Annotated in this window: 19 protein-coding genes and 1 riboswitch; of the genes, 4 read left to right on the plus strand and 15 right to left on the minus strand. The window is 69.4% G+C overall.

What is annotated here, in order from left to right; translation table 11 throughout:
- Position 1: 1 nt before the first annotated feature.
- The 7 genes from tsaD to metE form a co-directional block, all read right to left on the minus strand.
- On the minus strand, positions 2-1,060 hold the full coding sequence (gene tsaD, locus FAB82_RS14785) for a tRNA (adenosine(37)-N6)-threonylcarbamoyltransferase complex transferase subunit TsaD (protein ID WP_136535308.1): 1,059 nt from the start codon (positions 1,058-1,060) through the stop codon (positions 2-4).
- Positions 1,061-1,534: a ribosomal protein S18-alanine N-acetyltransferase gene (gene rimI / locus FAB82_RS14790; protein ID WP_246039656.1), complete on the minus strand. Its 474-nt coding sequence runs from the start codon at positions 1,532-1,534 to the stop codon at positions 1,061-1,063.
- Between the two features lie 51 nt (positions 1,535-1,585).
- Positions 1,586-2,254, minus strand: coding sequence for a tRNA (adenosine(37)-N6)-threonylcarbamoyltransferase complex dimerization subunit type 1 TsaB (tsaB, locus tag FAB82_RS14795; protein ID WP_136535309.1), 669 nt, complete (start codon positions 2,252-2,254; stop codon positions 1,586-1,588).
- Positions 2,251-2,742 (minus strand): tRNA (adenosine(37)-N6)-threonylcarbamoyltransferase complex ATPase subunit type 1 TsaE, encoded by a 492-nt coding sequence (tsaE, locus tag FAB82_RS14800; protein ID WP_246039657.1) that lies wholly within the window; start codon positions 2,740-2,742, stop codon positions 2,251-2,253. Before tsaE ends, tsaB begins: the two co-directional genes overlap by 4 nt.
- Before the next feature lie 62 nt (positions 2,743-2,804).
- The gene (locus FAB82_RS14805) at positions 2,805-4,001 is read right to left on the minus strand and encodes an alpha/beta fold hydrolase (RefSeq protein ID WP_136535310.1); all 1,197 of its coding nucleotides are present in this window, start codon (positions 3,999-4,001) and stop codon (positions 2,805-2,807) included.
- Positions 3,998-5,131 (minus strand): alanine racemase, encoded by a 1,134-nt coding sequence (alr, locus tag FAB82_RS14810; RefSeq protein WP_136535462.1) that lies wholly within the window; start codon positions 5,129-5,131, stop codon positions 3,998-4,000. The genes FAB82_RS14805 and alr overlap by 4 nt, the downstream gene beginning before the upstream one ends.
- A 131-nt stretch (positions 5,132-5,262) precedes the next feature.
- A complete protein-coding gene (gene metE, locus FAB82_RS14815; RefSeq protein WP_136535311.1) occupies positions 5,263-7,494 on the minus strand; it encodes a 5-methyltetrahydropteroyltriglutamate--homocysteine S-methyltransferase in 2,232 nt (743 codons plus the stop codon).
- A 37-nt stretch (positions 7,495-7,531) separates the two neighbouring features.
- A riboswitch (cobalamin riboswitch) is annotated at positions 7,532-7,779 on the minus strand.
- Between the two features lie 101 nt (positions 7,780-7,880).
- Here metE and FAB82_RS14820 point away from each other — a divergent pair.
- Positions 7,881-8,618 (plus strand): SDR family NAD(P)-dependent oxidoreductase, encoded by a 738-nt coding sequence (locus FAB82_RS14820; RefSeq protein WP_136535312.1) that lies wholly within the window; start codon positions 7,881-7,883, stop codon positions 8,616-8,618.
- A gap of 111 nt (positions 8,619-8,729) precedes the next feature.
- Here the strand turns inward: FAB82_RS14820 and FAB82_RS28400 are convergent, their stop codons facing one another.
- From FAB82_RS28400 to FAB82_RS14835, 3 genes are all read right to left on the minus strand, one after another.
- Positions 8,730-11,234: a S8 family serine peptidase gene (locus FAB82_RS28400; protein ID WP_136535313.1), complete on the minus strand. Its 2,505-nt coding sequence runs from the start codon at positions 11,232-11,234 to the stop codon at positions 8,730-8,732.
- 113 nt (positions 11,235-11,347) lie between these two features.
- Positions 11,348-11,710 carry a fluoride efflux transporter CrcB gene (crcB, locus tag FAB82_RS14830; protein ID WP_136535314.1) on the minus strand — a complete coding sequence of 121 codons (363 nt, stop codon included), beginning with the start codon at positions 11,708-11,710 and terminating at the stop codon, positions 11,348-11,350.
- A complete protein-coding gene (locus FAB82_RS14835; protein ID WP_136535315.1) occupies positions 11,707-12,162 on the minus strand; it encodes a fluoride efflux transporter FluC in 456 nt (151 codons plus the stop codon). The genes crcB and FAB82_RS14835 overlap by 4 nt, the downstream gene beginning before the upstream one ends.
- A 323-nt stretch (positions 12,163-12,485) precedes the next feature.
- On the opposite strand from FAB82_RS14835, the gene FAB82_RS14840 reads away from it, so the two are divergent.
- Positions 12,486-13,883 carry a dicarboxylate/amino acid:cation symporter gene (locus FAB82_RS14840; protein WP_136535316.1) on the plus strand — a complete coding sequence of 466 codons (1,398 nt, stop codon included), beginning with the start codon at positions 12,486-12,488 and terminating at the stop codon, positions 13,881-13,883.
- 73 nt (positions 13,884-13,956) lie between these two features.
- On the opposite strand, the gene FAB82_RS14845 is transcribed toward FAB82_RS14840, so the two are convergent.
- Positions 13,957-15,210, minus strand: coding sequence for a DUF234 domain-containing protein (locus FAB82_RS14845; RefSeq protein ID WP_211116610.1), 1,254 nt, complete (start codon positions 15,208-15,210; stop codon positions 13,957-13,959).
- Positions 15,211-15,526: 316 nt separating this feature from the next.
- Positions 15,527-16,228 carry a TetR/AcrR family transcriptional regulator gene (locus FAB82_RS14850; protein WP_136535318.1) on the minus strand — a complete coding sequence of 234 codons (702 nt, stop codon included), beginning with the start codon at positions 16,226-16,228 and terminating at the stop codon, positions 15,527-15,529.
- 137 nt (positions 16,229-16,365) lie between these two features.
- Between FAB82_RS14850 and FAB82_RS14855 the strand changes: the two genes are divergently transcribed.
- Together FAB82_RS14855 and FAB82_RS14860 are read left to right on the plus strand one after the other, a co-directional pair.
- A complete protein-coding gene (locus FAB82_RS14855) occupies positions 16,366-17,121 on the plus strand; it encodes a DUF2306 domain-containing protein (RefSeq protein ID WP_136535319.1) in 756 nt (251 codons plus the stop codon).
- 174 nt (positions 17,122-17,295) lie between these two features.
- A complete protein-coding gene (locus tag FAB82_RS14860) occupies positions 17,296-18,462 on the plus strand; it encodes a DUF418 domain-containing protein (RefSeq protein WP_136535320.1) in 1,167 nt (388 codons plus the stop codon).
- Positions 18,463-18,519: 57 nt separating this feature from the next.
- Here the strand turns inward: FAB82_RS14860 and FAB82_RS14865 are convergent, their stop codons facing one another.
- The 3 genes from FAB82_RS14865 to FAB82_RS14875 are packed head-to-tail and all read right to left on the minus strand — an operon-like array spanning position 18,520 to position 21,565.
- Positions 18,520-20,034: a tripartite tricarboxylate transporter permease gene (locus FAB82_RS14865; RefSeq protein ID WP_136535321.1), complete on the minus strand. Its 1,515-nt coding sequence runs from the start codon at positions 20,032-20,034 to the stop codon at positions 18,520-18,522.
- Entirely contained in the window at positions 20,034-20,570 is a 537-nt protein-coding gene (locus tag FAB82_RS14870; RefSeq protein WP_136535322.1) for a tripartite tricarboxylate transporter TctB family protein, read from the minus strand. Before FAB82_RS14870 ends, FAB82_RS14865 begins: the two co-directional genes overlap by 1 nt.
- The gene (locus tag FAB82_RS14875) at positions 20,567-21,565 is read right to left on the minus strand and encodes a Bug family tripartite tricarboxylate transporter substrate binding protein (RefSeq protein WP_136535323.1); all 999 of its coding nucleotides are present in this window, start codon (positions 21,563-21,565) and stop codon (positions 20,567-20,569) included. Before FAB82_RS14875 ends, FAB82_RS14870 begins: the two co-directional genes overlap by 4 nt.
- Between the last annotated feature and the right edge of the window lie 77 nt (positions 21,566-21,642).

Raw genomic sequence — 21,642 nt, forward strand, 5'->3', positions numbered from 1 at the left:
CTCAGGCCAAGTCGTTGGCGAGGCTGACGATGGTGACGTCCATTGAGGAGTTCGCCGGGAAGTGGAGCTCCGAAGGGGAGGCCCCCGCCGCCACGAGGTGGGAGCCCAGGGCCGCGACCATCGCGCCATTGTCGGTGCAGAGCTTCGGCCTCGGGTAGCGGAGGTTGATGCCCGCCTGGGCGGCCCGTTCGGTCGCCATGGCGCGGAGCCGGGAGTTGGCCGCCACGCCGCCGCCGAGCAGCAGGGTCTCGACCCCGTGCTCCTTCGCGGCGAGGAGGGCCTTCTTCGTCAGGACGTCGCAGACCGCTTCCTGGAAGGCGGCGGCCACGTCATTGACGGGGATGTTGTTCCCTTCGGCCTGCTGGTTCTCGATCCAGCGGGCGACGGCGGTCTTGAGTCCGGAGAAGGAGAAGTCGTAGCGGTGCTTCTCCTGGTCCTTCGCATTGCTCAATCCGCGCGGGAAGTCCACATAGGTGCGGTCGCCTTCCTGAGCGGCCTTGTCGATGTAGGGCCCGCCGGGGAACGGCAGGCCGAGGAGGCGGGCGACCTTGTCGAAAGCCTCGCCGGCGGCGTCGTCAATGCTGGCGCCAAGCTGGCTCACCTTCCCGGCCAGGTCCTCGACCATCATGATGGTCGAGTGCCCGCCGGAGACCAGCAGACCGATCGCCGGCTGCGGAATCGGGCCGTTCTCGAGGGTGTCCACCGCGATGTGCGCCGACAGGTGGTTGACGCCGTACAGCGGGATGCCCGTGGCGATCGAGTACGCCTTGGCGGCGCCGACGCCGACCATGAGCGCCCCGGCCAGGCCCGGGCCCGCCGTGACGGCGATGCCGTCGAGGTCGGCGAGTCGCACTCCCGCGTCGTCGAGTGCCCGCTGCACGGTGGGGACCATGGCCTCCAGGTGCGCGCGGCTGGCGACCTCGGGTACGATGCCGCCGAACCGGGCCTGCTCCTCGACCGAGGACGCGATCGCGTCGGCGAGCAGCTCGGTGCCGCGCACGATGCCGACCCCGGTCTCGTCGCACGAGGTCTCGATGCCCATCACCAGTGGTTCGCTCATTTAAAGATCCATCCTCATCACCGCCGCGTCGGTGCCCGTGGTTTGGTAGTAGTTCTTGCGCAAGCCGATGCCGTAGAAGCCGAAGTTGTCGTAGAGCCGTTGCGCCGCACCGTTGTCGACTGCGACCTCCAGGAACACCGACTTCACCCCGGAGGCGCGGGCGCGCGCGATCGCGTCCTCCATGAGACGTGTGCCCACGCCCCGGCGGCGGGCGGCCGGGTCGACGGCAATGTTATTGATCCAGGCCTCGTGGTCGTTCAGCGCCACCCCGGCGTAGCCGACGATGCGGTCAGGGCCGTCACCGGCGCAGTCGAAGACGGCTCGGTAGTCGTGCCCGGCGGCGAGCTCGGTCCACAGCAGTCCCTCGCTCCATGCCTCGGGCCCGAAGATCGCACGTTCCATCTCGGCCACGGCCGGCAGGTGCCACCACCGCAGCCGGTCCGTTCGCAACTCGCGGTTCAAAGGATCCAGCACAGTTACAGCTTTACCACGGTGAGCCGGACCGGCCCAGGAACCGGGCGCAGTTCACCGCTGGTCCACCGGCTTGGCGTCGGGTCGGCGCAGGTACAGCGGCGTCAGCTGCTCGGTCGGCGCCCCGGCGCGGATGCGCGGCGCGGCCAGCTCGACCAGCTTCACCGGGTCGGGATAGACCGCGTCGGGTTCGGCCGGGATCTTGAGCTCGGCGGCGTACTTCGCCGCGCCCTCGCCGAGCGCGTAGTCGGCACCGGTGTCGGGCAGCTCGGCCGGCTTGCCGACCTGCGGTTCGCCGACGCGTTCGCCGTTTTGGTATACGGCCCAGTAGATCTCCTTGCGCCGCGCGTCGGTCGCGACCAGGGCGGTCCCCCGAGTATTGCCGCCGATCCCGTCGAGCGAGCAGACCCCGTAGACGGGGATGCCGGCGCCGTCGGCGTAGGCGGCGGCGGTGACCATGCCGACGCGCAGGCCGGTGAACGGCCCGGGGCCGACCCCGGCGACGACGGCACCGATGTCGGCGCGGGTCTTTCCGGCTTCGGCCAGGCATTCCTCGATGAACGGGGCGAGGCGCTCGACGTGCCCGCGTCCGTCGATGAGGCGGCGGAAGGAGGCGAGGAAGAGTTCATCGCCGTCGATCTCGACAACTGCGGCCTGGACGGCGCTGGTGGCGGTGTCGACGGCCAGCACGAAGCGGGCGCCTGCGTCGAACGGGGAGGTCATACGGCTGCCACCTGCCGGGCGTCAAGGGCGGCAAGGCGTTCGGCCCAGTCGCCGCCGTGGCCCGAGAGGGCGAGCTCGCGGGTCTCACCGGCGCCGTCGACACCCGTGCGGCGCTCGATCGCGATCTCCAGGTGGGACTCGGCCAGGCGCTCGGCCAGGCCCGCACCCCACTCGACCACGGTCACCGAGGCGGCCACGTCGGTGTCAAGGTCGAGGTCGTCGAGTTCGTCCAGGGTTTCGAGGCGGTAGGCGTCGGCGTGCACCAGCGGCAGTCCGGCGGTCCCGGCGCGGTGGGTGCGGGCGATGACGAAGGTGGGGCTGGTGATGCGTCCGTCGACGCCGAGGCCGGCGCCGATGCCCTGGGTGAGGGCGGTCTTGCCGGCACCGAGCGGGCCGGTGAGAATCAAGAGGTCGCCCGCGCGCAGGGCGCCGGCGAGGCGGACGCCGAACTCGTGGGTGTCGGCGGCTGTGGCCAGGTTCAGCCTCACGTTGTCACTCCTCTGTCAGTGTTCCGATGCGGCGGCGGGAGTGCCGCAGGGCGGTGTGCCCGTCAGCCGGCCGATGAATGCCGGGAGAACGGGGTCCAGCGTCGCCGCGGACGGACGTCGTTCGGGCCCGAGTGGCCTCTGGCCTGCGCTTCCGGGGCGACCGGGGCGCCGACCGCCGATTCGATGCCGACCGCGGCTTTATCGATCATCTCCAACAATAGTTGTGAGATCTCTCCAGGATACTCAAGCTGCGGCGAGTGGGCCGCCTCGGCAATGAGGGCGAATCGCGATCCCTCGATGGCGTCGGCGAGCCGCCGCGAATGCTGCGGCGGCGTCAGGTCGTCCGAGTCGCCGACGGCCACGAGTACCGGGAGTCCGGCGAAGCTCGGCAGCACCGCCGTCTCGTCGTGATCCAAGATAGCGCGCACGTAGCCGACGACGCTCTGCACGGGCGTGTGACGGTTCATGCGTTCGACCAGGGTGATCAGGGAGTGCGGCGGGTCGGCGACGCCGAAGGCGTTGCGGCGCGTCACCAGGTAGCCGATGTCGCCCGACAAGAGGCGCGCCCGGTCGATCAGCTGCGGGGTCCAGGAGGTGATCTGCTGGAGCATCGGCAGGACGGTGCGCCGCAGCCGGCGCAGCGCCCGCATCGGCTTGGTCTCGACGGTGTCGAGCCCGGCGGCGGTGGTCGCGAGGAACGCGATGCCCTTCACCCGTTCGCGGAACTCCTCGGGATGCAGGCGCGTCCAGGCCTGGATGGTCATGCCGCCCATGGAGTGCCCGACGAAGAACAGCGGGCCCGTCGGGGCGGTGGCGGCCAGGACGTCATCGAGGGTGGCGGCGAGGTCGTCGATCGAGTACTCGGTGCGCGGAAGGGGGCCACTTCGCCCGTGCCCGGGCTGGTCGTAGAAGACCGCGCGCAGCGACGCCCCGTTCGCGGCGGCCTCGGCGATGGCCTTGCGCTGGAAATAGAAGGTGGCCGAGTCCTGGAGGTAGCCGTGGGCGAACACGACGGTGAGGGCGGCGTCATCGGGCCCGGCGGTCTCGACGTGGATGTGGACGTCGTCGTGCGAGTTGACGGTCAGCACCGAGTTCGTCGGCGGCAGCTCGAACGGCTCGCTCGCGTACGGGTCGCCGTGGGCGCCCCTAGAGCGGCGGGCCAGGTAGCGGGGGACGCCGATGGCCAGGGCGGCTCCGGCGGCCACGCCCCCGGCGACGCCGCCCGCGATGGCCAGTCCGCGCCCGCCCCGGCGGCTCATTTTTCGCCTCCGACGCCCCGGTTCCAGTAACGGGGGACGCGGGAGCCGATGCCGGTGAGGATCTCGTTGGGGATGGTGCCGGCCCACTCGGCCCAGTCGTCGGCGTCGGGATGGTGGTCGGCGGCGCCGATGAGGACGGCGTTCTCGCCCGGCGGGACGAGGTCGTCGCCGAGGTCGACCACGAACTGGTCCATGCAGATCCGGCCCAGGACGCGGCGGCGCTTCCCGGCCAGGTAGACCTCGGCCTTGCCGGAGGCGGCGCGGGGGATGCCGTCGGCGTAGCCCAGCGGCACCAGCGCCACGTTCGAGTCGCGCTCCAGGTGGTAGGTGTGGCCGTAGGAGATGCCGGTCCCGGCCCGCAGGAGCTTGACGGTCATGACCTTGGCGCGCAGCTCCATCACCGGCAGCAGGTCGACCGGGATCCGCGGCAGCGGGTTGTAGCCGTAGAGCGCGATCCCGGGACGGACCAGGTCGTAGTGGGTTTCGGGGTCGTTGATGAGCGCGGCCGAGTTGGCCAGGTGCCGCACCTCGGGTTCGAGCCCGGCCGCGGCGACCGCGGCGAGGTAGCGCTCGAACGCGGCCTTCTGCAGCGCATTGGCGGGGTGGTCCGGTTCGTCGGCGCAGGCCAGGTGGCTCCAGGCGCCGACGACGGTGATCGCCCCGGCGGCGCGGTACTTGGCGGCGTTCTCGCAGAACTCGGCCCAGTCGTGCTCGCCGATGCCGCCCCGCGATATCCCGGTGTCGCCCTTGAGGTGCACGCGGGCGGGCCGTCCGGCCTTCTCGGATGCGGCACTGATCGCCTCGAGCTGCGCCAGCGACGACACCCCGATCTCGATGCCCGCCTCGATGCACTCGGCGAGGCCGGACTGCCCGGGCTCGTAGAGGAAGGCCATGACCGGCACGTCGGCCAGGTCGGGCAGCTGCTTGAGCTGCCAGGCCTCGCGGAGGGTCGCGGTGCCGAGCCGCGCGGCGCCGGCCTCGGCCGCCACGCGGGCGGCCGGAATCATCCCGTGCCCGTAGGCGTCGGCCTTGACCATCGCCATGAGCGGGACCGAGGTGAGGCCGGCCAGGGTCTCGACATTGTGCGCCAGACGGCGCCAGTCCATGCCGGCTTTCGCCAGGCCGGACATGCCGCCGTGAACCGGGGCCGACATGATGCGGTAGTTGTCCATCGCCACGCTTCAAGCGTACGTGCCCCCACGGCACACCCCGATGAACCTCACGTGTCATCGCAGGACGTGCTGTGGGGGCACCGTCTCGCTCAGGAGTGTTCGGCCCTCACGATCCGGGCGGCCTCGACCAGGTTCGCCAGCGCGGGACGGACCTCCTCGTAGCGGCGGGTCTTGAGTCCGCAGTCCGGGTTCGCCCAAAGGCGCGAGGGGCCTGTGGCGCGGGCGGCGAGCCGCAGCGCTTCGGCCATTTCCTCGACCTGGGGGACGCGCGGGGAGTGGATGTCCCACACGCCCGGTCCGACGCCGCGGTGGTAATGGACGCGGTCCAGGTCGGCCAGGACTTCCATCTTGGAACGGGAGGCCTCGATGGAGGTCACGTCGGCGTCGAGTTCGGCGATGGCGTCGATGATCTCGCCGAACTCGGAGTAGCAGAGGTGGGTGTGGATGGCGGTGCCCGGCGCGGCCCCGGCGGTGGCGAGGCGGAACGCGCGGGTGGCCCACCGGCGGTAGGCCTCGCGTCCGGCGGCGCGGACGGGCAGGAGTTCCCGCAGGGCGGGCTCGTCGACCTGGATGACCCGAGTCCCGGCCGCCTCGAGGTCGGCGACCTCGCCGCGCAGGGCGAGGGCGACCTGGTCGGCGGTGTCGGCCAGCGGCTGGTCGTCGCGGACGAACGACCAGGCCAGGATGGTGACGGGGCCGGTGAGCATGCCCTTGACGGGCTTGTCGGTGATGGACTGGGCGTAGCCGGTCCATTCGACGGTCATGGGCGCGGTGCGGGCGACGTCGGCGTAGAGGATCGGCGGGCGCACGCACCGCGAGCCGTAGGACTGGACCCAGCCGGCGTCGGTGGTGGCGAAGCCGGTGAGCTGTTCGGCGAAGTACTGGACCATGTCATTGCGCTCGGGTTCGCCGTGCACGAGGACGTCCAGGCCGAGTTTTTCCTGTTCGGCGATGACGGCGGCGACTTCGGCCTTCATGCGGGCGCGGTAGTCGGCGTCGATCATCAGCCCGCGCCGGTGCGCGGAGCGGGCCTGGCGCAGCTCGGCGGTCTGGGGGAAGGAACCGATGGTGGTGGTCGGCAGGAGGCCCAGGTCCGGCTGCTGCTTGACGCGTTCGTCGTAGTCGGCGCGGCGGTCGGCCCCGGTGGGGAGGTCGGCGAGGCGGGCGCGGACGATCTCGTCGCGCCAGGACTCGGGGGAGGCGGGTCGGCCGGGGCGGCCCGTTCCGGGGGTGGCGAGGCTCGTGATCTCGCGCAGCTTCTGGCGGGCGAAGGCGAGCCGCTCGGTCAGGAGTGGATCGAGACCGGACTCGGCCTCGAGATCGATCGGGACGTGCAGGAGCGAGCACGAGGAGCCGACTCCGACGTTGTCGCTGAGTCTTTGCAGGCGTTCGATGTCGGCCCCGGCCGCCGCGAGGTCGCAGCGCCAGATATTGCGGCCGTCGACCACTCCGGCAACGATGAATGTTTCACGTGAAACACCGTGTGATTCGAGGGTCTCCAGGTCGTCGCGGCCCGAGACGAGGTCGAGAGCGATGCCCGCGACGCCGGCGTCGAGCAGCACCGGCAGCGACTCGCCGAACGGCCCGTATCCGCCGGTGACGAGCAGGTCGGCGATCCGGCCGAGCTCGGTGTAGACCGTGCGGACGGCCTCGAGTTCGGCCTCGGTTCGGTCGGCGCACAGCGCGGGCTCGTCCAGCTGCACCCGGGTGGCACCGGCATCGACCAGCGCGGTCAGCAGTTCGGCGTAGACACCGGTCAGTTCATCGAGTCGGTCCAGTGGCTGGAAGCCCTCCGGCGCGTTATCGGTCGCCTTGGCCAGCAGGAGGAATGAGACGGGACCGAGCAGGACGGGGCGGGCGTTCAGACCGCGCAGGACGGCCTCGTCGTACTCGGCGAGGGCCTTGGCGGGCCGGGACCGGAACTCGGTGTCGGGTCCGATCTCGGGAACCAGGTAGTGATAGTTGGTGTCGAACCACTTCGTCATCTCCAGCGGCGCGGCCTCGGCGTCGCCGCGGGCGGCGGCGAAGTAGGCGTCCGTCGGGGAGTCGCGGCGATGGCGGGGCGCGATCGCGTCCACGGCGAAGGCCGCGTCGAGAACGTGGTCGTACAGGGAGAACGTGCCGCTCGGAACGGAGTCGAGACCGGCGGCGGCGAGATCGTCCAACATCTGGCTGCGAACGGTCGCGGCGGCGGCGTCCAGGCCGGGCTCATCGAGCCGACCGGACCAGTAGGCCTCCAGGGCCCGTTTGAGCTCCCGGTCCGCGCCGATGCGCGGATAGCCGATCACGGTGGCGTGCAGGGTCTTCAGTTCGTCGTTCATGTGTCAGTTCCCTCGAACTCGCGACAACGTGGACCGCGCGGAGCGCGGTACGCGGGCAGGTATTCGGACTCAAGGGCAGCCCGGTCTCCCGGCGCCTACCGGCCGTCGCTTCCCAAACTCAGCCCCACTTCCTATAGGATATATCCTATAGGAAACGAGGCCGACGCCCAGTGCCGATGACGGCTTTCGTTCCCTCTCACCGCTGCGGGGCAGTCCTGGATTCGCACCAGAGTTCCCTCTTAGCCGAGTCCCAAGCCGCTCAAGGCCTGCGGCCGGTCGCGGCGCGGGTCCCGGAACCAACGTCGCAGCCGATGGTACGTGCGTTCGCGGCCTTGCGAAACGGAGTATCGTCGCGCAGCGAGAGAGCCCACTTACTTGGAGGACCCATGAGCATCCGACCCGTCGCCGTCGTCACCGGGGCTTCGAGCGGCATCGGCGCCGCCAGTGCGAAAGCGTTGGCGCAGGCCGGATTCGACGTGATCATCGGGGCTCGGCGCGCCGATCGCCTGGCCGAGGTCGCGAAGGAGAGCGGGGGGACGGCGCTGGCGCTCGACGTCACGGATGAGGCTTCGGTGGCGGCGTTCGCAGCGCAGGTCGAGCGCTGCGATCTGCTGGTGAACAATGCCGGTGGAGCGTTCGGCCTCGACACGGTCGCCACCGCCGATCTCGATGCCTGGCAGCGGATGTACGACACGAACGTCCTGGGCACGGTGCGCGTCACGAAGGCGCTCCTGCCGAAGCTCATCGCCTCCGGGGACGGCCAGGTCATCACGATCGGGTCGATCGCCGCGCGCACGCCCTACCAAGGCGGAGCCGGGTACAACGCCGCCAAGCACGGCGAGGCCGCGCTCACGCGGGTCCTGCGCATCGAGCTGCTCGGCGAGCCGGTGCGGGTCTGCGAGATCGACCCGGGCATGGTCGACACCGAGTTCAGCCTGGTGCGCTTCGAGGGCGACCAGGCCAAGGCCGACGCGGTGTACGAGGGCATGACCGCGCTGCGTGCCGAGGACATCGCCGAATCGATCGTGTGGGTGGCTACCCGGCCCTCGCATGTGAACATCGACCAGCTCACGATCATGCCGCGCGACCAGATCGGCCCGGGCCAGGTCCACCGCGCGAAGTAGACGGCGAGCACGGACTGCGGCGAGACAGACTCAAGCCTCAGGGGGCGGACCGGTCGGTCCGCCCCCTGACGCGTCTTATCCCCTGCCAATCCGGAGATCCGAGTAATGGACCTATTCGGTGAGCGTGAATTCCGGTGAGCGCCAGTGCTCCCAGTGGTCCGGGTTCTCCGAATCGCCGAGGGCCTTGAGGACGCGGACCTGGGTGCGCCACTTGCCGGGTGCGAGCGCGTCCGGGTCGTCCTCGATGAACTGGGCCAGGTCGATGGCGGCAGCGTCGTCCGGTCCGGGCGAGCGCTCCACGAACTCCTCGCTCCCCCAGGAGACGACCTCGCCCGTCTCGGTGTTCTCGAGGTCGACCTCCATCGCCGCGACCTGACGCTCCAAATAGACCAGTGCCGTCGGCACCGGCCCGTCCGCGATCGAGAATTTCTCGTCGGGTTCGAGGTCGCGGTAGTCGATCTCGCCAGTGATCTCGTCCTCGCCGATCGGCACGGCCAGGCGCGGGTAGTCGGGGTGCGCGAGAACCTCGATGTCCAGGTAGTCGCCCATGTAGCCGGCGTAGGCGGCCGCCAGGTTCTCGCCGCGGCCCTCGGGGCGGGCGACGATCCGGCCGCCGAAGACGCTGCCGTCGGGCAGTTCGGCGTCCGGGGTCACGGTGACCTCCACCGTGGTCCGCTGACCGGGATACAGCGTGACGGTCTTGGGTTCGAACGTCGCCTTCGACGCTCCCGCCTCGAAACCGGTGTCGCGAATGTCCCCGGTGGTCGAGACCGCGTTCTGGTGCGAGAGCCGATAGGCCTGCGTCCGGCGCGAATCGGAGGCGAGCGTGACCTCGAAGGTGCGCGGGCCGGTGCCGTCGCCGACGCTGATCCCGGTGGGAGACATGGAACCCGCCGCGTCCAGGGCGCTGACGACGTCGACCACGCCGGTCCCCTGCCGGTGGGTCGCCTCGATGAGTTGCTGCTCCGGGTCCTCGGCCCACAGGGCCGGGCGGGCGGTGTTCGCCAGTCGGGTGCGGACCTCGCCCGGTTCGAGATCGGGCCGGTCCTGGAGCAGCAGCGCGGCGGCCCCGGCGACGTGCGGCGACGACATCGATGTTCCGGACATCGAGTCGTAGGAGCCGTCGGCGACGGGAACGGTCGACCAGATGCCGCCGCCGGGCGCGGCCAGGTCGGGCTTGAACGACAGGTCCGGGGCGGGCCCGAAGGCGGTGAAGTCGGAGGCGAAGCCGCCGCGCGGCAGGTCGACCATGACGGTGCCGCCGGAGAACTCCAGGGTCGGCTCCTGGCCGGCCTCGACCGCGTCGCGCAGGTCTTCGCCGTCGGATTCGGTGATCGCGACCAGCGGCACGTCCAGGTCCTCGGCCCCGGTGCCCCCGTAGGGACCCGAGCGATTGTTGTGGATGACGACGGCGGTGGCGCCCTCTTTCACGGCGCGGGCGTACTTCTCGTTGAAGGTGCACTCGCCGCGCACGATCAGGGCGGTCTTGCCGCTGACGTCGCTCGCGGATTCGTCGCCCTCGCAGGCGCGGCCGAGCCAGGCGAGGGGGTCGGTGACGGAACCCGGCTCGGGTTCGGCCGCGTAGTCGATGAGGTTGTAGCCGATCTTGCGGTCCAGGGCCTCGACGTGGGCGGCGTCCATGCGCTGGGCCGGATTGTCGGTGGAGGCGACCCCGATGACGTCGGAGGCGACGCCCGGGGCCGAGCCGGAGTAGATCCCGGACTGGCCGTCGTTGCCCATCGAGGCGACGACGGTGACGCCCTCGGCGACGAGCGCGTCGGCGGCCTCGGAGGTCGGGTATCCGGGCCACTGGAAGGACTGGCCGAGCGAGAGGTTGACGACGTCCATGCCGTCGTCTAGGGCGGTTTCGAGGGCCTGCATGATGACCTCGGCGCTGGTGGCGCCCTCGCAGCCGAAGACCTTGTAGGCGCCGAAGCTGACGTCCGGCGCGACGCCGGTGACCTGGCCGTCGGCGCCGACGATCCCGGCGACGTGGGTGCCGTGTCCGGCGCAGTCGGCGGGGTCGGTGTCGGGTTTCGGTTCGGCGAGTTCGGGATCGTCGGAGTCGTAGTCGTCGCCGACGAAGTCGGTGCCGGTGGCGACCCGGCAGCCGTCGCCGAAGCAGCCGCCCAGGTCGGGGTGGGTGTAGTCGATCCCGGTGTCGATGACGCCGACTCGGATGCCCGTGCCGGTGATGCCACGGTCGTGGGCGGTATCGGCGCGGGTGGTCTGGATGGCTTGGGCGAGTTCGGGAACGGGCTCGGCGGTCTCGGCCTGTTCGGCGTTCCCGTTCTCGGTGGGGCGAGTGGGGGAGGAGGGGGAGGAGAGCGCGACGTCGGTCCACACCCGCTCGACCGGCGCGAGGTCTTCGAGCCGGCGCGCGGTGGCGGCGTCGGCGGAGACGGACACGCCGTTCCAGATGCGTTCGAAATCGTGGCGGACCTCGAAGTCGAGGTCGTGCCCGACCGCCTCCAACGCGGAGGAACCGACCCCCGGTTCGAGCTCGACCAGCCAAACCGCTTCGGCCCCATCACCCCCGGCGGCCGACGCCGGTGGAGCGGCGAACATGAGCGGGATCGCCATTACGGCGGCGAGCGGGAGTGAGCGGCCCGGCATAGGGGTTCCTCTCAAGGTGGACGGCAGGACCCCGATCGTCGGCCACCAAGGGCCCCGAACCCCGGATTTAGCCCCCGAGCAGCAATGCGTGTCGGCCCAGCGCCCGCACCGATTCAGCCGGTGATCAAATGCGCCAAGGCGAATCCCGCCAACCCGGCGATCAGGCCCCCCGCCAGGTTCGCGGCCACATTCCCCAGCGCGTGGTACCAACGGCCGTCCTCGACCAGTCGAAGCGTCTCGTACGACAACGTCGAATACGTCGTCAGCGCACCGCAGAAACCGACCACGAGCAGCGCCGACCATCCCGGGCTCGCCACCGCGACCGCTAGGAACACGGCCAACCCGGAGCCGACGACATTCACCACGAACGTGCCCCACGGCAGGCGCCGCCCGGCGTAATGGGCGACGATCAGGTCGGTCAGGAAGCGAGCGGGCGCGCCGAATGCGGCGCCGGCCGCGACGAGCAGCAGGGTCACCGGGCCCCCTCGCCCCGGTTGCTACGCAATAGAACCCTGCGGGTCCCGTACATGCCCGCGGCGGCGGTCAGCAGTGCCACGGCCATGGTGGCGAACGCGTAGGCGACCGCGAGGGCGGTGTCGCCGGCGTTCGCGGCGCGGCCGATGTCGACGATGTAAGTGGAGAAGGTGGTGAAGCCGCCGAGCACCCCGACGCCGAGGAAGGGCCGGACCAGGCGGCCCCCGGGGGCGACCTCGGTGACGACGACCATGAGCACGCCGATGAGCAGGCCCCCCGCCGCATTCGCGGTGAACGTCGCGAGATCGAACTCGCTGGGATCAGAGGGGAACGCGCGGGTCAGGCCGTACCGGCCGAGCGCCCCGATGGCCCCGCCGGCCGAGACGGCGACGAGCGCGGAGACGGGCGTGGCCCGCAGGACGTGACCCACTGGCGGGCGCGGCGGCTCGGACATGGGGTCGAATCTATCCGCTCGGGGTTATTCCCACGTATGCGATCGCTCACCGATGCTTGCGCATCGATTCCGATCGGTATTACCGTTACCAGGCGATGAGCTACACAGTTACGAACCAGCATCTGACACGCAGGCGTCACCTCGACTTCTGCCGCGTGTCGACCGTCCTGTGTCGTTAGCTCTCCCGAACACCTCACCGGCGGGGGCACGCCGACGCACCGCTTCTCCTCGCTGGATCCCGCCCGCTCCGGCACCTTCTTTCCTTCACCCTGGCACCGCAGCCCAGTCCGCTGCCGCCTGCCCGAAATTCCGGAGGTCTCTCCATGTCCGCTCCTGAAGCGAAAACCAGACGCAAACGGCGCCTGCCGTTCGCGGCCCAGCTCATCATCGGTCTCGTCGCCGGTCTCGTGCTCGGCTACGTCGCCCGCCAATGGTCCGTCGCCTGGCTCGGCACCACGCTCGAACAGGTCGGCACCCTGTTCGTGCAGCTGCTGTTCCTGGTCGTCCCGTTCCTGGTCTTCACCGCGATCGTCGCCTCGATCGCGAACCTGCGCAACCTCGCCAATGCCGGCCGTCTCGTCGCCAAGACCCTGGTCTGGTTCGCCGTCACCGCCCTGATCGCCGTCGGCATCGGGCTCACCATCGGCCTGGTCACCAATCCCGGCGAGGGCGTCCAGCTCAGCGCCGAGGCCGCGCGCCCCGAGACCACCGGGTCGTGGACCGACTTCCTGACCGGGATCATCCCGACCAATATCGCCGACGCGTTCCTGAACGTCAACGTCCTCCAGATCGTCTTCATCGCGATTCTGGTGGGCGCCGCCGCCGCGAAGATCGGCCCCAAGGCCGAGCCTTTCCTCAAGTTCAACCAGTCGTTCCTCGACCTGACGCAGAAGGCCCTGTGGTGGGTCATCCGCCTGGCCCCCATCGGCACCGCCGGCCTCATCGGCAAGTCGATCTACTCCTACGGCTGGGACCTGCTCGAGCCGCTGGCCGTGTTCAGCATCGACATCTACGTCGGCTCGCTGCTGGTCATGCTCGTGGTCTACCCGATCCTGCTGCGCCTGGTCGCGAAGGTCTCGCCGCTCCAGTTCTTCCGCAAGGCCTGGCCGGCAATCCAGTTCGCGTTCGTCTCGCGCTCCTCGGTCGGCACCATGCCGCTCGCCCAGCGCATCGTGGTCGAGCGCCTCGGCGTCAACCGCGACTACGCCTCGTTCGCCTCGCCCTTCGGCGCCACCACCAAAATGGATGGTTGCGCCTCGGTCTACCCGGCCATCGCCGCGATCTTCGTCGCGCAGGTCTACGGGATCGACCTGGGCATCCAGGACTACCTGCTGATCGTGTTCGTCTCGGTCATCGGCTCGGCCGCGACCGCCGGGCTCACCGGCGCGACGGTCATGCTGACCCTCACGCTCTCCACGCTCGGCCTGCCGCTCGAAGGCGTCGGCCTGCTGCTGGCGATCGACCCGATCATGGACATGATCCGCACCGCCACCAACGTGGCCGGCCAGATGGTCGTCCCCGTCCTGGTCTCCAGGTCCGAGGGCCTGCTCGACCACGCGGTCTACGACACCGCGCCGCGCCCCCTCGACGACGAGCCCACCGCGTTCGCCTCGAAGGACGCCGCCGATGCGAAGTCCGCGGCCGAATCGGAGGCCGCGTCGGTACGCGATGCCAACGCCCGGAACAAGTCCGGTGAGCCCGAGCTCCAACCGGTCGCATAGTCCTCGTCCTCTCCTGAAATGCGGGGGCCGTCCTTCGGGGCGGCCCCCGCGCTATGCGTCCGGAATTCCGCTGTCAGGAATCCCAGGCAGCGAGCACTTCACCAGCTCCCCAGACGAGGTCGGCTTCGACTTCGTCGGTGGTGCCGGAGAGACTGACGACGACCAGGCCGGTCCGCTCCGGATCGACTCCTGGGACCTTCGTCGATCCACGGACCAGACTTGCGAAGTCGTGCCCGTCGAAGGGTGTGCTGAGCCATTTGATCGAACCGGTGTACAGGAGGTGTTTGGCGACCGGCCCTCGATCCGCTCCGACCAGGTCGATTTCGGGGTCGAAGCTCCGGGGCCACCAGCCACCGACCGCTTCAGCCTCCGGCCAGGGGAAATCAACCTCGACCACGGATCGATACAGTGCTTCGCGGATGACCGGCTCGATCGCGCGCCCGCGCCAGCTCGTCCACTGCCGCTGGATTTTCGCCACCGCCAGCTCGGGACGGCCGCGTTTTATGTCCTCATTGGCGTTCGCCAACACCGAGAGGTGGAGGCGGAGGTAGGTATCGCTCACTCGATACAACTTTCCGCCATTGCCCGCAACCACCGACAGCGGCTGATCGGCCGCCACCACCTGCTTCTGCTCCAGTGTTCGCAGGATCGGGCCAAGCGAGCCGGACTGGACCGGTGCCCCCGGACCGGATCCGGCCGCACGTGCGATGTTCGCGAAGGTCCGCTCACCACTGCCGATCGCGGTGAGCACTCGGCGGTGCTGGTCAGGCGCGGGGAACTCGGAAGCGAGCATGGTCTCGCCCAGGGTGAACAACGGACTGTACGCGTTCTCGCAGGAGTGTCGAATGAAGTCCGCCGGCGTCATGCCGTCGGGCCAGGCCCTGCACAATCCGGGGAACCCACCAGTGATCAAATGCGCGTCGAGCGCGTTCGCGCCGCCGAGACCGGTCATCTGTGCAACGTTTCGCGGGTCCAGCGGGTCGACCAGCATCGGATCGGCCCTGCCATAGAACGGACTGTCGTATCCGGAGAAGGACTCCATCATCCGCATGTCACTGCCGATAAGGATGAGCAGCACCGGGAGGCGACTGAGCTCGCGGTCCCATTCGGTCTGGAGGATCCCCTCAAGGGTCTTGTCCTGTTCGAGGAGCCAGGGCAGCTCATCGAGCACTACCACGGAGGGACCGTTCTGAGGCAGTGCCGTCTTCAGCGCTTGCAGCGCGGTTCGCCAAGTCCACACCGGATCTTCGGGGATCTCGGACGCGGCGGGGAGATCCGATTCGCGCAGCACCCTGACGAACCGCGCCATCGATTCGACGGGCGACATACCCCGATCGGCCTGAAAATAGACATAGGGCAGAGCGGCCTGCTCGCAGAATCGCTGTACCAGGCGCGACTTGCCCACCTGGCGACGTCCTCGTAGAGCGACGGCCGCTCCGCGCCCGTCGCTCTCGATCATCGCGGTCCGGTCTCGCAGCGCCTTCAGATAACGCTCACGCCCAATAAACGGACTATCGGTCATATAATTTCCTGACTTAGATCTGATCTTAGTAAGATTCTATCTTACTAAGATCAGATCTAAGTCAGGCTGAGTCGATGCCCCGCCCGCAAAGTACAGCCCCACGAGCCGGCTTTGCGCTGCGCTACGCGTCCGGCTTGCGCTGCTCCTCGATGTAGCGCTCCAGTCCGTCGAGGACGCGTTCGAGGCCGAATTCGAAGTACCGCTGGGGCGTACGGGCGGACAGGCTGCCGTCCGCTAGCAGCGCGGTCGCGTTCGGGAACCGTTCGCGCCCGGCCGGATCGGCCGCGAACCGGAACCACTCCGGCGAGTCGTCGGCCCCGTTCAGCTCGGGCTGCACCGCGCCGCGCACGTAGCCGTTGACGGCCATGACGGTGAACATCCGCTCCTCCCCGCTCAGCGGCTCGCCCGCGAGCGCGCTCAATCCCCGGTCCAGCCAAAGGGTCTCGTTCGGTCCGATGACCCGGGAGAGGGTCGCCAGCGGCAGCGCCCAGCGGTGCGCCACGAAGAAGTCGCGGGTGGCGCGGGCCCACTCGGCCAGCGCCGTCCGCCAGCCGTCCTCGATCGGGAGCTGGGGTGGCGTGCCGATGGCGGTGTCGATCATGAGCGCGATGAGCTCGTCCTTGCCCGGGACGTGGCGGTACAGGGACATGACGCCGCTGCCGAGCTGTTCCGCGATCCGTTTCATCGAGACCTTCTCCAGGCCTTCGGCGTCGGCGATGGCGACGGCCTCGGCGACGATGCGGCCGCGGCTGAGGGTGGCGGGCCGCCCCCGCGTCGGTCGTTCGCCGGGCCCCCACAGCATTCGGTAGGCGTCCTGTCCCATGCACACCCTTTCCGTTCGCGGCCGGTCCGGCCGCCGTCTCCGCCTGGAGCTTACTCCTGGCGCGACATGATGCGTATGTTATACGCTAATAAGCGTATGTCGTACGCGAAATGTTGCCGGAATGATCGGAGACCCCCTTGACCTCCCCGACCCTCGCATCGGATCCCGTCCCTCCCGTCCGCACTCCCGTTCCCGCGAAGCCGAAGTGGTACCGCCGCCCCTGGATCGTCCCGCTGTTCGTGCTCGCGGTCTTCTTCGTGGCGGCCCGGCTGCCCTCGTACCTGACCTTCGACACCGGCGACTCCCTCGTCGACCTCCAGGAGGCCTTTCCCGAGACCCACTACCTGCTGCTCAGCGGGCACATTCTGTTCGGCTCCATCGCGATCCTCGCCTGCTCGATGCAGGTGTGGCCGTGGCTGCGACTCAACCACCCGAAGGTCCACCGGATCACCGGCCGCGTCTACGTGTTCGCAGGGGTGGTCCCCTCGGGGCTGTTCGCCCTGGTCGTCGGCGTCATCTCGGTGATCGGTCCGGCGGGCAAGATCGGGAACATGTTCCTGGCGCTCTTGTGGTTCGGCACCACCTTCGCCGGGATCGTCGCCGCCCGGCGCCACCGCTACCAGGAGCACCGCCGCTGGATGATCCGCAGCTTCGCGCTGTGCTGGTCCATCGTGGTTAATCGCCTGTGGGTCGTCGTCTTCATGCTGATCCTCATGCCGTTCCAGGACAGCTACTACGGCGGCGACATGGACCCGCTCATCCAAGACGCGGCGGTCGCATCGATCTGGATGAGCTGGATCGTGAACCTCATGATCGCCCAGTGGTGGCTCGACCGGCGCCCGAAGCGGCGCCCCCGCCCCGCACCGCAACCGGCTGATTCGCGGTCGGTCTAAGCCAGGAGCCGCCGCGAAAACCAGGCGCGGCGGCTCCGACTTTCGTCGCAGGCTCAGGGTCCCGGCCTCCCACCTTCGGTTCGGTTTCCTTTGCGCCGCAGGTAGGCCAGGACCGGGGCAAACTCCGTCCCGCAGCAGGATTCATCACGGCCCGCACCGGCACAGACTCAGAGTATGGACACCAACTCCTCAAGGGCCACCGCCGCGGCCCAGGCCGTGACCGATCAGCCGTCTCGCCCGCAGCGACTGCCGCTGCTCGATGTCCTGCGCGGCATCGCCATCCTCGGGACGCTCGGCACCAATATCTGGATCTTCGCCTCAGTTCATGGCGAGGCCGGTCCCCTGATCGGCTACGCCGCCACCGACGACAGCCTCCTCGGCGGCGTCTTCGAACTGCTCACCAACGGCAAGTTCCTGTCGATGCTGACCGTCCTGTTCGGCGTCGGCCTCGCCATTCAATTCAGGTCGTCCGAGAAACACGGACGCCGCTGGCCCGGCCGCTACCACTGGCGGGCGGCGTTCCTGTTCATCGAGGGCACGATCCACTTCACACTGATCTTCGCCTGGGACGTCCTCATGGGCTACGCGGTCACCGCGATCGTCGTGGCCTGGCTGCTCACCCGCTCCCGGCGGGCGCAGCACGCGGTCATGTGGGCCGCGCTCGGCGTGCACCTGGCCCTCATCGCGCTGATCACGACGGCGATGTTCGGCGGCTCGGCGATCGACCCGCAGCCCGACCCCGAGGTCCAGGCGCTCTACGCCTCCGGCTCGTGGTGGGAGCAGGTCCAGTTCCGGCTCGACAATGCCCTGGCCTTCCGCATCGAGCCGGTCGTGACGTTCCCGCTGCTGGTGTTCCTGTTCATGCTGGGCGTCAGGCTGCTCCGGGCCAGCGCCTTCGGAGCCGACGACCGCGCGCGGCTCATCCGACGCAGGCTCCTGTGGTGGGGCCTCGGCACCGGGATCCCGCTCAACCTGGCGATCATGGCCGGACCCGACCAGCTGTTCTTCATCGAACGCTATGTGGCCGCGCCGATCGTCATGCTGGGATACATCGGCCTGATCGGATTCGCGGTCGAGCGCGTCCGTCGCGGCCCGCTCATGAAGTCCCTGGAGTCATTGGGCCGCAGCGCACTCAGCGGCTACATCCTGCAGAACCTACTCGCCTCGGCGGTCTGCTACGGCTGGGGCCTCGGCCTCGCGGCGAGATTCGGCACCAGCCCGCTGTTCGTCGTCGGCCTGTGGCTCGCCATCTCCGCCGTCCTGCTCATCGGCTCGCGCCTGTGGCTGCGGCGCTTCGAGACCGGCCCGGCCGAACTGCTCCAGAAACGACTCCTGCGTTGAACGCCGACGCGGACCGGCCCGAATAGGCCGGTCCGCGTCGCTCCCCGCACAAGTACCTCAGACCGAGACCGGCTCGGCCTCCCGCTTCCGCGCCAGGCGACGCCGAGTCAGCGTCACCAAGGGCCACAAGGCGATCAGGGCGATGATCCCGTAAACCGTCCACGACACCGGGCCGCCGACGAGGCCGCCCAGGTCGCCGCCGGACAGCTGCAACGCCATGCGCGCCTGCCGCTCCGCCATCGGCCCCAGGATCAGACCGACGATCAACGGCAGCACCGGCAGCCCGAACCGCCGCATGGCCAGGCCGACCAACCCGAGCGTCAACAGCAGGAACAGGTCGAACGGCTGGGCATTGACCGCATAGGCGCCCATCGACGCGAAGAACAAGATCCCCGCGTACAGGTACGGCTTCGGGATGCGCAGCAGCTTCACCCACAGCGGAATCAGCGGCAGATTCAGCACCAGCAGCATCACGTTGCCCACGAACAGGCTCGCGATCATCGTCCACACCAGCGCCGACTCCTTCTCGAACAGGAGCGGGCCCGGCTGGATGCCGTAGTTCTGGAACGCCGCCAACATCACCGCGGCAGTCGCATTGACCGGCAGGCCCAAAGCGAGCATCGGCACCATCGTTCCCGCCGCCGAGGCGTTGTTCGCCGCCTCCGGTCCTGCCACTCCCTCGATCGCTCCATGACCGAACTCCTTCTTGTGCTTCGAGAGTCGCCTCTCGGTGATGTACGACAGGAAGGTCGGCAGCTCGGCACCGCCGGCCGGCACCGCCCCGAACGGGAACCCCAGCGCCGAACCGCGCAGCCACGGCCCCCACGACCGCTTCCAGTCCGACCGGCCCATCCACACCCGGCCCACCGGGATGACATCGTCGCCGGCGACCTTGAGCCGCGCCGCCGTCCACAGCGCCTCACCGACGGCGAAGACACCGACGGCCACGATGATGACGTCGACCCCGCTGGCGAGCTCGGCGACGCCGTACGTCAGCCGCTGCTGCCCGGTCACCGCGTCGATCCCGATGGTCCCGATGATGAGCCCGACCAGCAGCGAAGCGAACCCGCGGATGCGCGAAGCCCCGAGCACCGACGAGGTCGCGACCAAGGCCAGCACCATGATCGCGAAATAGTCCGGCGCGCCCAACGTGATCGCGAACTGCACCGTGATCGGCGTGACCAACACCAGCGCGGTCGTCGCGATGAGCCCGGCCACGAACGAGCCGATGGCGGCCGTCGCCAGCGCCTGCCCGCCGCGTCCGGCCTTGGCCATCTTGAAGCCCTCGAGGACCGTGACCACCGAGGAGGACTGGCCCGGCGTGTTCAGCAGGATCGACGTGGTCGAGCCGCCGTACATGCCGCCGTAGAAGATCCCGCCGAACATGATGAACGCCTGCGTCGGCTCCATGCCGTACGTGATCGGCAGCAGCAGCGCCACCGCCATCGCCGTCCCCAGTCCGGGCAGGACCCCGACGGCGGTGCCGATCGTGACGCCGATGAGCGCGATCAGCAGGTTGCCCGGGGTCAGGATCGCGGCGAACCCGTCCATCAGGGCATTGAAGTTGTCCATCACAGAATCCCTTGCAGCACACCGGCGGGCAGGCCGACGCCCAAGCCGATGGCGAAGCCGTAGAACGTGGCCAGCGACAGCACGACCGCCGCGACCGCCGTCAGGAGGTAACGGCGCGAGCCCAGCACGATCGCCGCGCCCCAGAACAGCAGCGCACCCGAGATGACCCAGCCGAGCCAGTCGATGAGCACCGCGTTCGCGATGAACACCGCGCACAGCAGGCCGACCGTCCGCCAGTCGAAGTTCCCGTCGTCCTCGCCGTTCTCGGCCTCGCCGCGCCCCCCGCGCAGCACGTCGAGCGCGTAGCACCCCGCGACGACGAACAGCAGGATCCCCAGGATGATCGGCACCGGCTTCGGCCCGATCGGGTCGTTCGACGCCGAGAAACCGCCGAGCCTCGAAGCGTCGATGATCGCCAGGATCCCCAGCAGCACCAGGAAACCGCACACCCACAACTGGGCCAGGTCCCTCCCGCGCGGCGGGGTGCGCCCCTCCTCCTCGGAGAGACGCACCGCGGTTTCGTCCGGCATCGTCATGCCAGGCCCAGTTCCGCCAGCACGTCCGCGACCATCTGGTCCTGCTCGGTCAGGAAGTCGCCGAAGTCGTCGCCGGTGATGAACGCGTCGGTCCAGCCCTGCTTCTCCAGCTCCTCCTGCCAGGCGTCCGACTCGTGCATGTCGGTGAGCGCGTCGATCCACTTCTGGCGGTCGGCGTCCTCGATCCCCGGAGGCGCCACCCAGCCGCGCCAGTTCGTGAACTCCAGTTCGATCCCGGACTCGACCAACGTGGGGGCGTCGGGGACCAGGTCGACCCGCTCCGCACCCGAAACGGCCAGCACCCGCAGCTGCCCCGCGTTGATCTGGTCGATGAACTCCCCGACGCCGCTGGCGCCGAACGAGACCTTGTCGCCCAGCAGCGCCGGCAGCAGCTCGCCGCCGCCGTCATAGGACACGTAGTTGACCTTCGTCGGGTCGATCCCCACCGCACCCGCCAGCTGCATCGGCAGCAGGTGGTCCGGGCCGCCGGGGGAGGAACCGCCGCCGACCGTGACACCGTCCAGATCCTCGGCCCAGGCCGCGACCAGGTCGTCGATGGTCTCGAACGGGGAGGCCGTGGGCACCACGATCGCGCCCGACTCCTCCACCAGCTTCGCGATCGCGGTCGTGTCGGTCAGCCGCGCCTCCGACGCCTGCGTATAGGAGGCGCCGACGACGCCCAGACCCATCTGCATGGCGAGGTCGCCGTTGCCGGACTCGCTCACCGTCCGCTGCAGACCCACCGTGCCGCCGGCCCCTTCGAGGTTGAACACCTCGATGGCCTTCGCGATGCCCTCGTCCTCCATGACGCGGGCGATCGAGCGGGCGGTGGTGTCGTAGCCGCCGCCGGGGCTGTTCGGCACCATGATCCTCAGGCCGGTGAGGGGCCCGCCGGATCCGGAGCCATCGTCGGCGGTCAGTCCGCATGCGCTGGCCGTCGCTGCTGCCCCGGCTGCCGCCGCGACGCTGAGGACGGCCCTCCTGGAAAATTTCATGGTGGTTGCTCTTTCATTTCGGGGGTGCTCGAGAGACGATGGTCACCCCTGCGCCCGCCCGGCGTCAGCATTGTGTC

Origin of the sequence: Glycomyces buryatensis (genome assembly GCF_004912275.1) — a bacterium.
Lineage (GTDB): Bacteria > Actinomycetota > Actinomycetes > Mycobacteriales > Micromonosporaceae > Glycomyces > Glycomyces buryatensis.

Coding starts and splice junctions, on each gene's coding strand:
- tsaD (WP_136535308.1), bottom strand. CDS start 1,060: ATGAGCGAACCACTGGTGATGGGCATCGAGACCTCGTGCGACGAGACC.
- tsaB (WP_136535309.1), bottom strand. CDS start 2,254: ATGACCTCCCCGTTCGACGCAGGCGCCCGCTTCGTGCTGGCCGTCGAC.
- FAB82_RS14805 (WP_136535310.1), bottom strand. CDS start 4,001: ATGAGCCGCCGGGGCGGGCGCGGACTGGCCATCGCGGGCGGCGTCGCC.
- alr (WP_136535462.1), bottom strand. CDS start 5,131: ATGTCCGGCCTGGCGAAAGCCGGCATGGACTGGCGCCGTCTGGCGCAC.
- metE (WP_136535311.1), bottom strand. CDS start 7,494: ATGAACGACGAACTGAAGACCCTGCACGCCACCGTGATCGGCTATCCG.
- FAB82_RS14820 (WP_136535312.1), top strand. CDS start 7,881: ATGAGCATCCGACCCGTCGCCGTCGTCACCGGGGCTTCGAGCGGCATC.
- FAB82_RS28400 (WP_136535313.1), bottom strand. CDS start 11,234: ATGCCGGGCCGCTCACTCCCGCTCGCCGCCGTAATGGCGATCCCGCTC.
- FAB82_RS14835 (WP_136535315.1), bottom strand. CDS start 12,162: ATGTCCGAGCCGCCGCGCCCGCCAGTGGGTCACGTCCTGCGGGCCACG.
- FAB82_RS14840 (WP_136535316.1), top strand. CDS start 12,486: ATGTCCGCTCCTGAAGCGAAAACCAGACGCAAACGGCGCCTGCCGTTC.
- FAB82_RS14845 (WP_211116610.1), bottom strand. CDS start 15,210: ATGTCGCCCGTCGAATCGATGGCGCGGTTCGTCAGGGTGCTGCGCGAA.
- FAB82_RS14850 (WP_136535318.1), bottom strand. CDS start 16,228: ATGGGACAGGACGCCTACCGAATGCTGTGGGGGCCCGGCGAACGACCG.
- FAB82_RS14860 (WP_136535320.1), top strand. CDS start 17,296: ATGGACACCAACTCCTCAAGGGCCACCGCCGCGGCCCAGGCCGTGACC.
- FAB82_RS14865 (WP_136535321.1), bottom strand. CDS start 20,034: ATGGACAACTTCAATGCCCTGATGGACGGGTTCGCCGCGATCCTGACC.
- FAB82_RS14870 (WP_136535322.1), bottom strand. CDS start 20,570: ATGACGATGCCGGACGAAACCGCGGTGCGTCTCTCCGAGGAGGAGGGG.
- FAB82_RS14875 (WP_136535323.1), bottom strand. CDS start 21,565: ATGAAATTTTCCAGGAGGGCCGTCCTCAGCGTCGCGGCGGCAGCCGGG.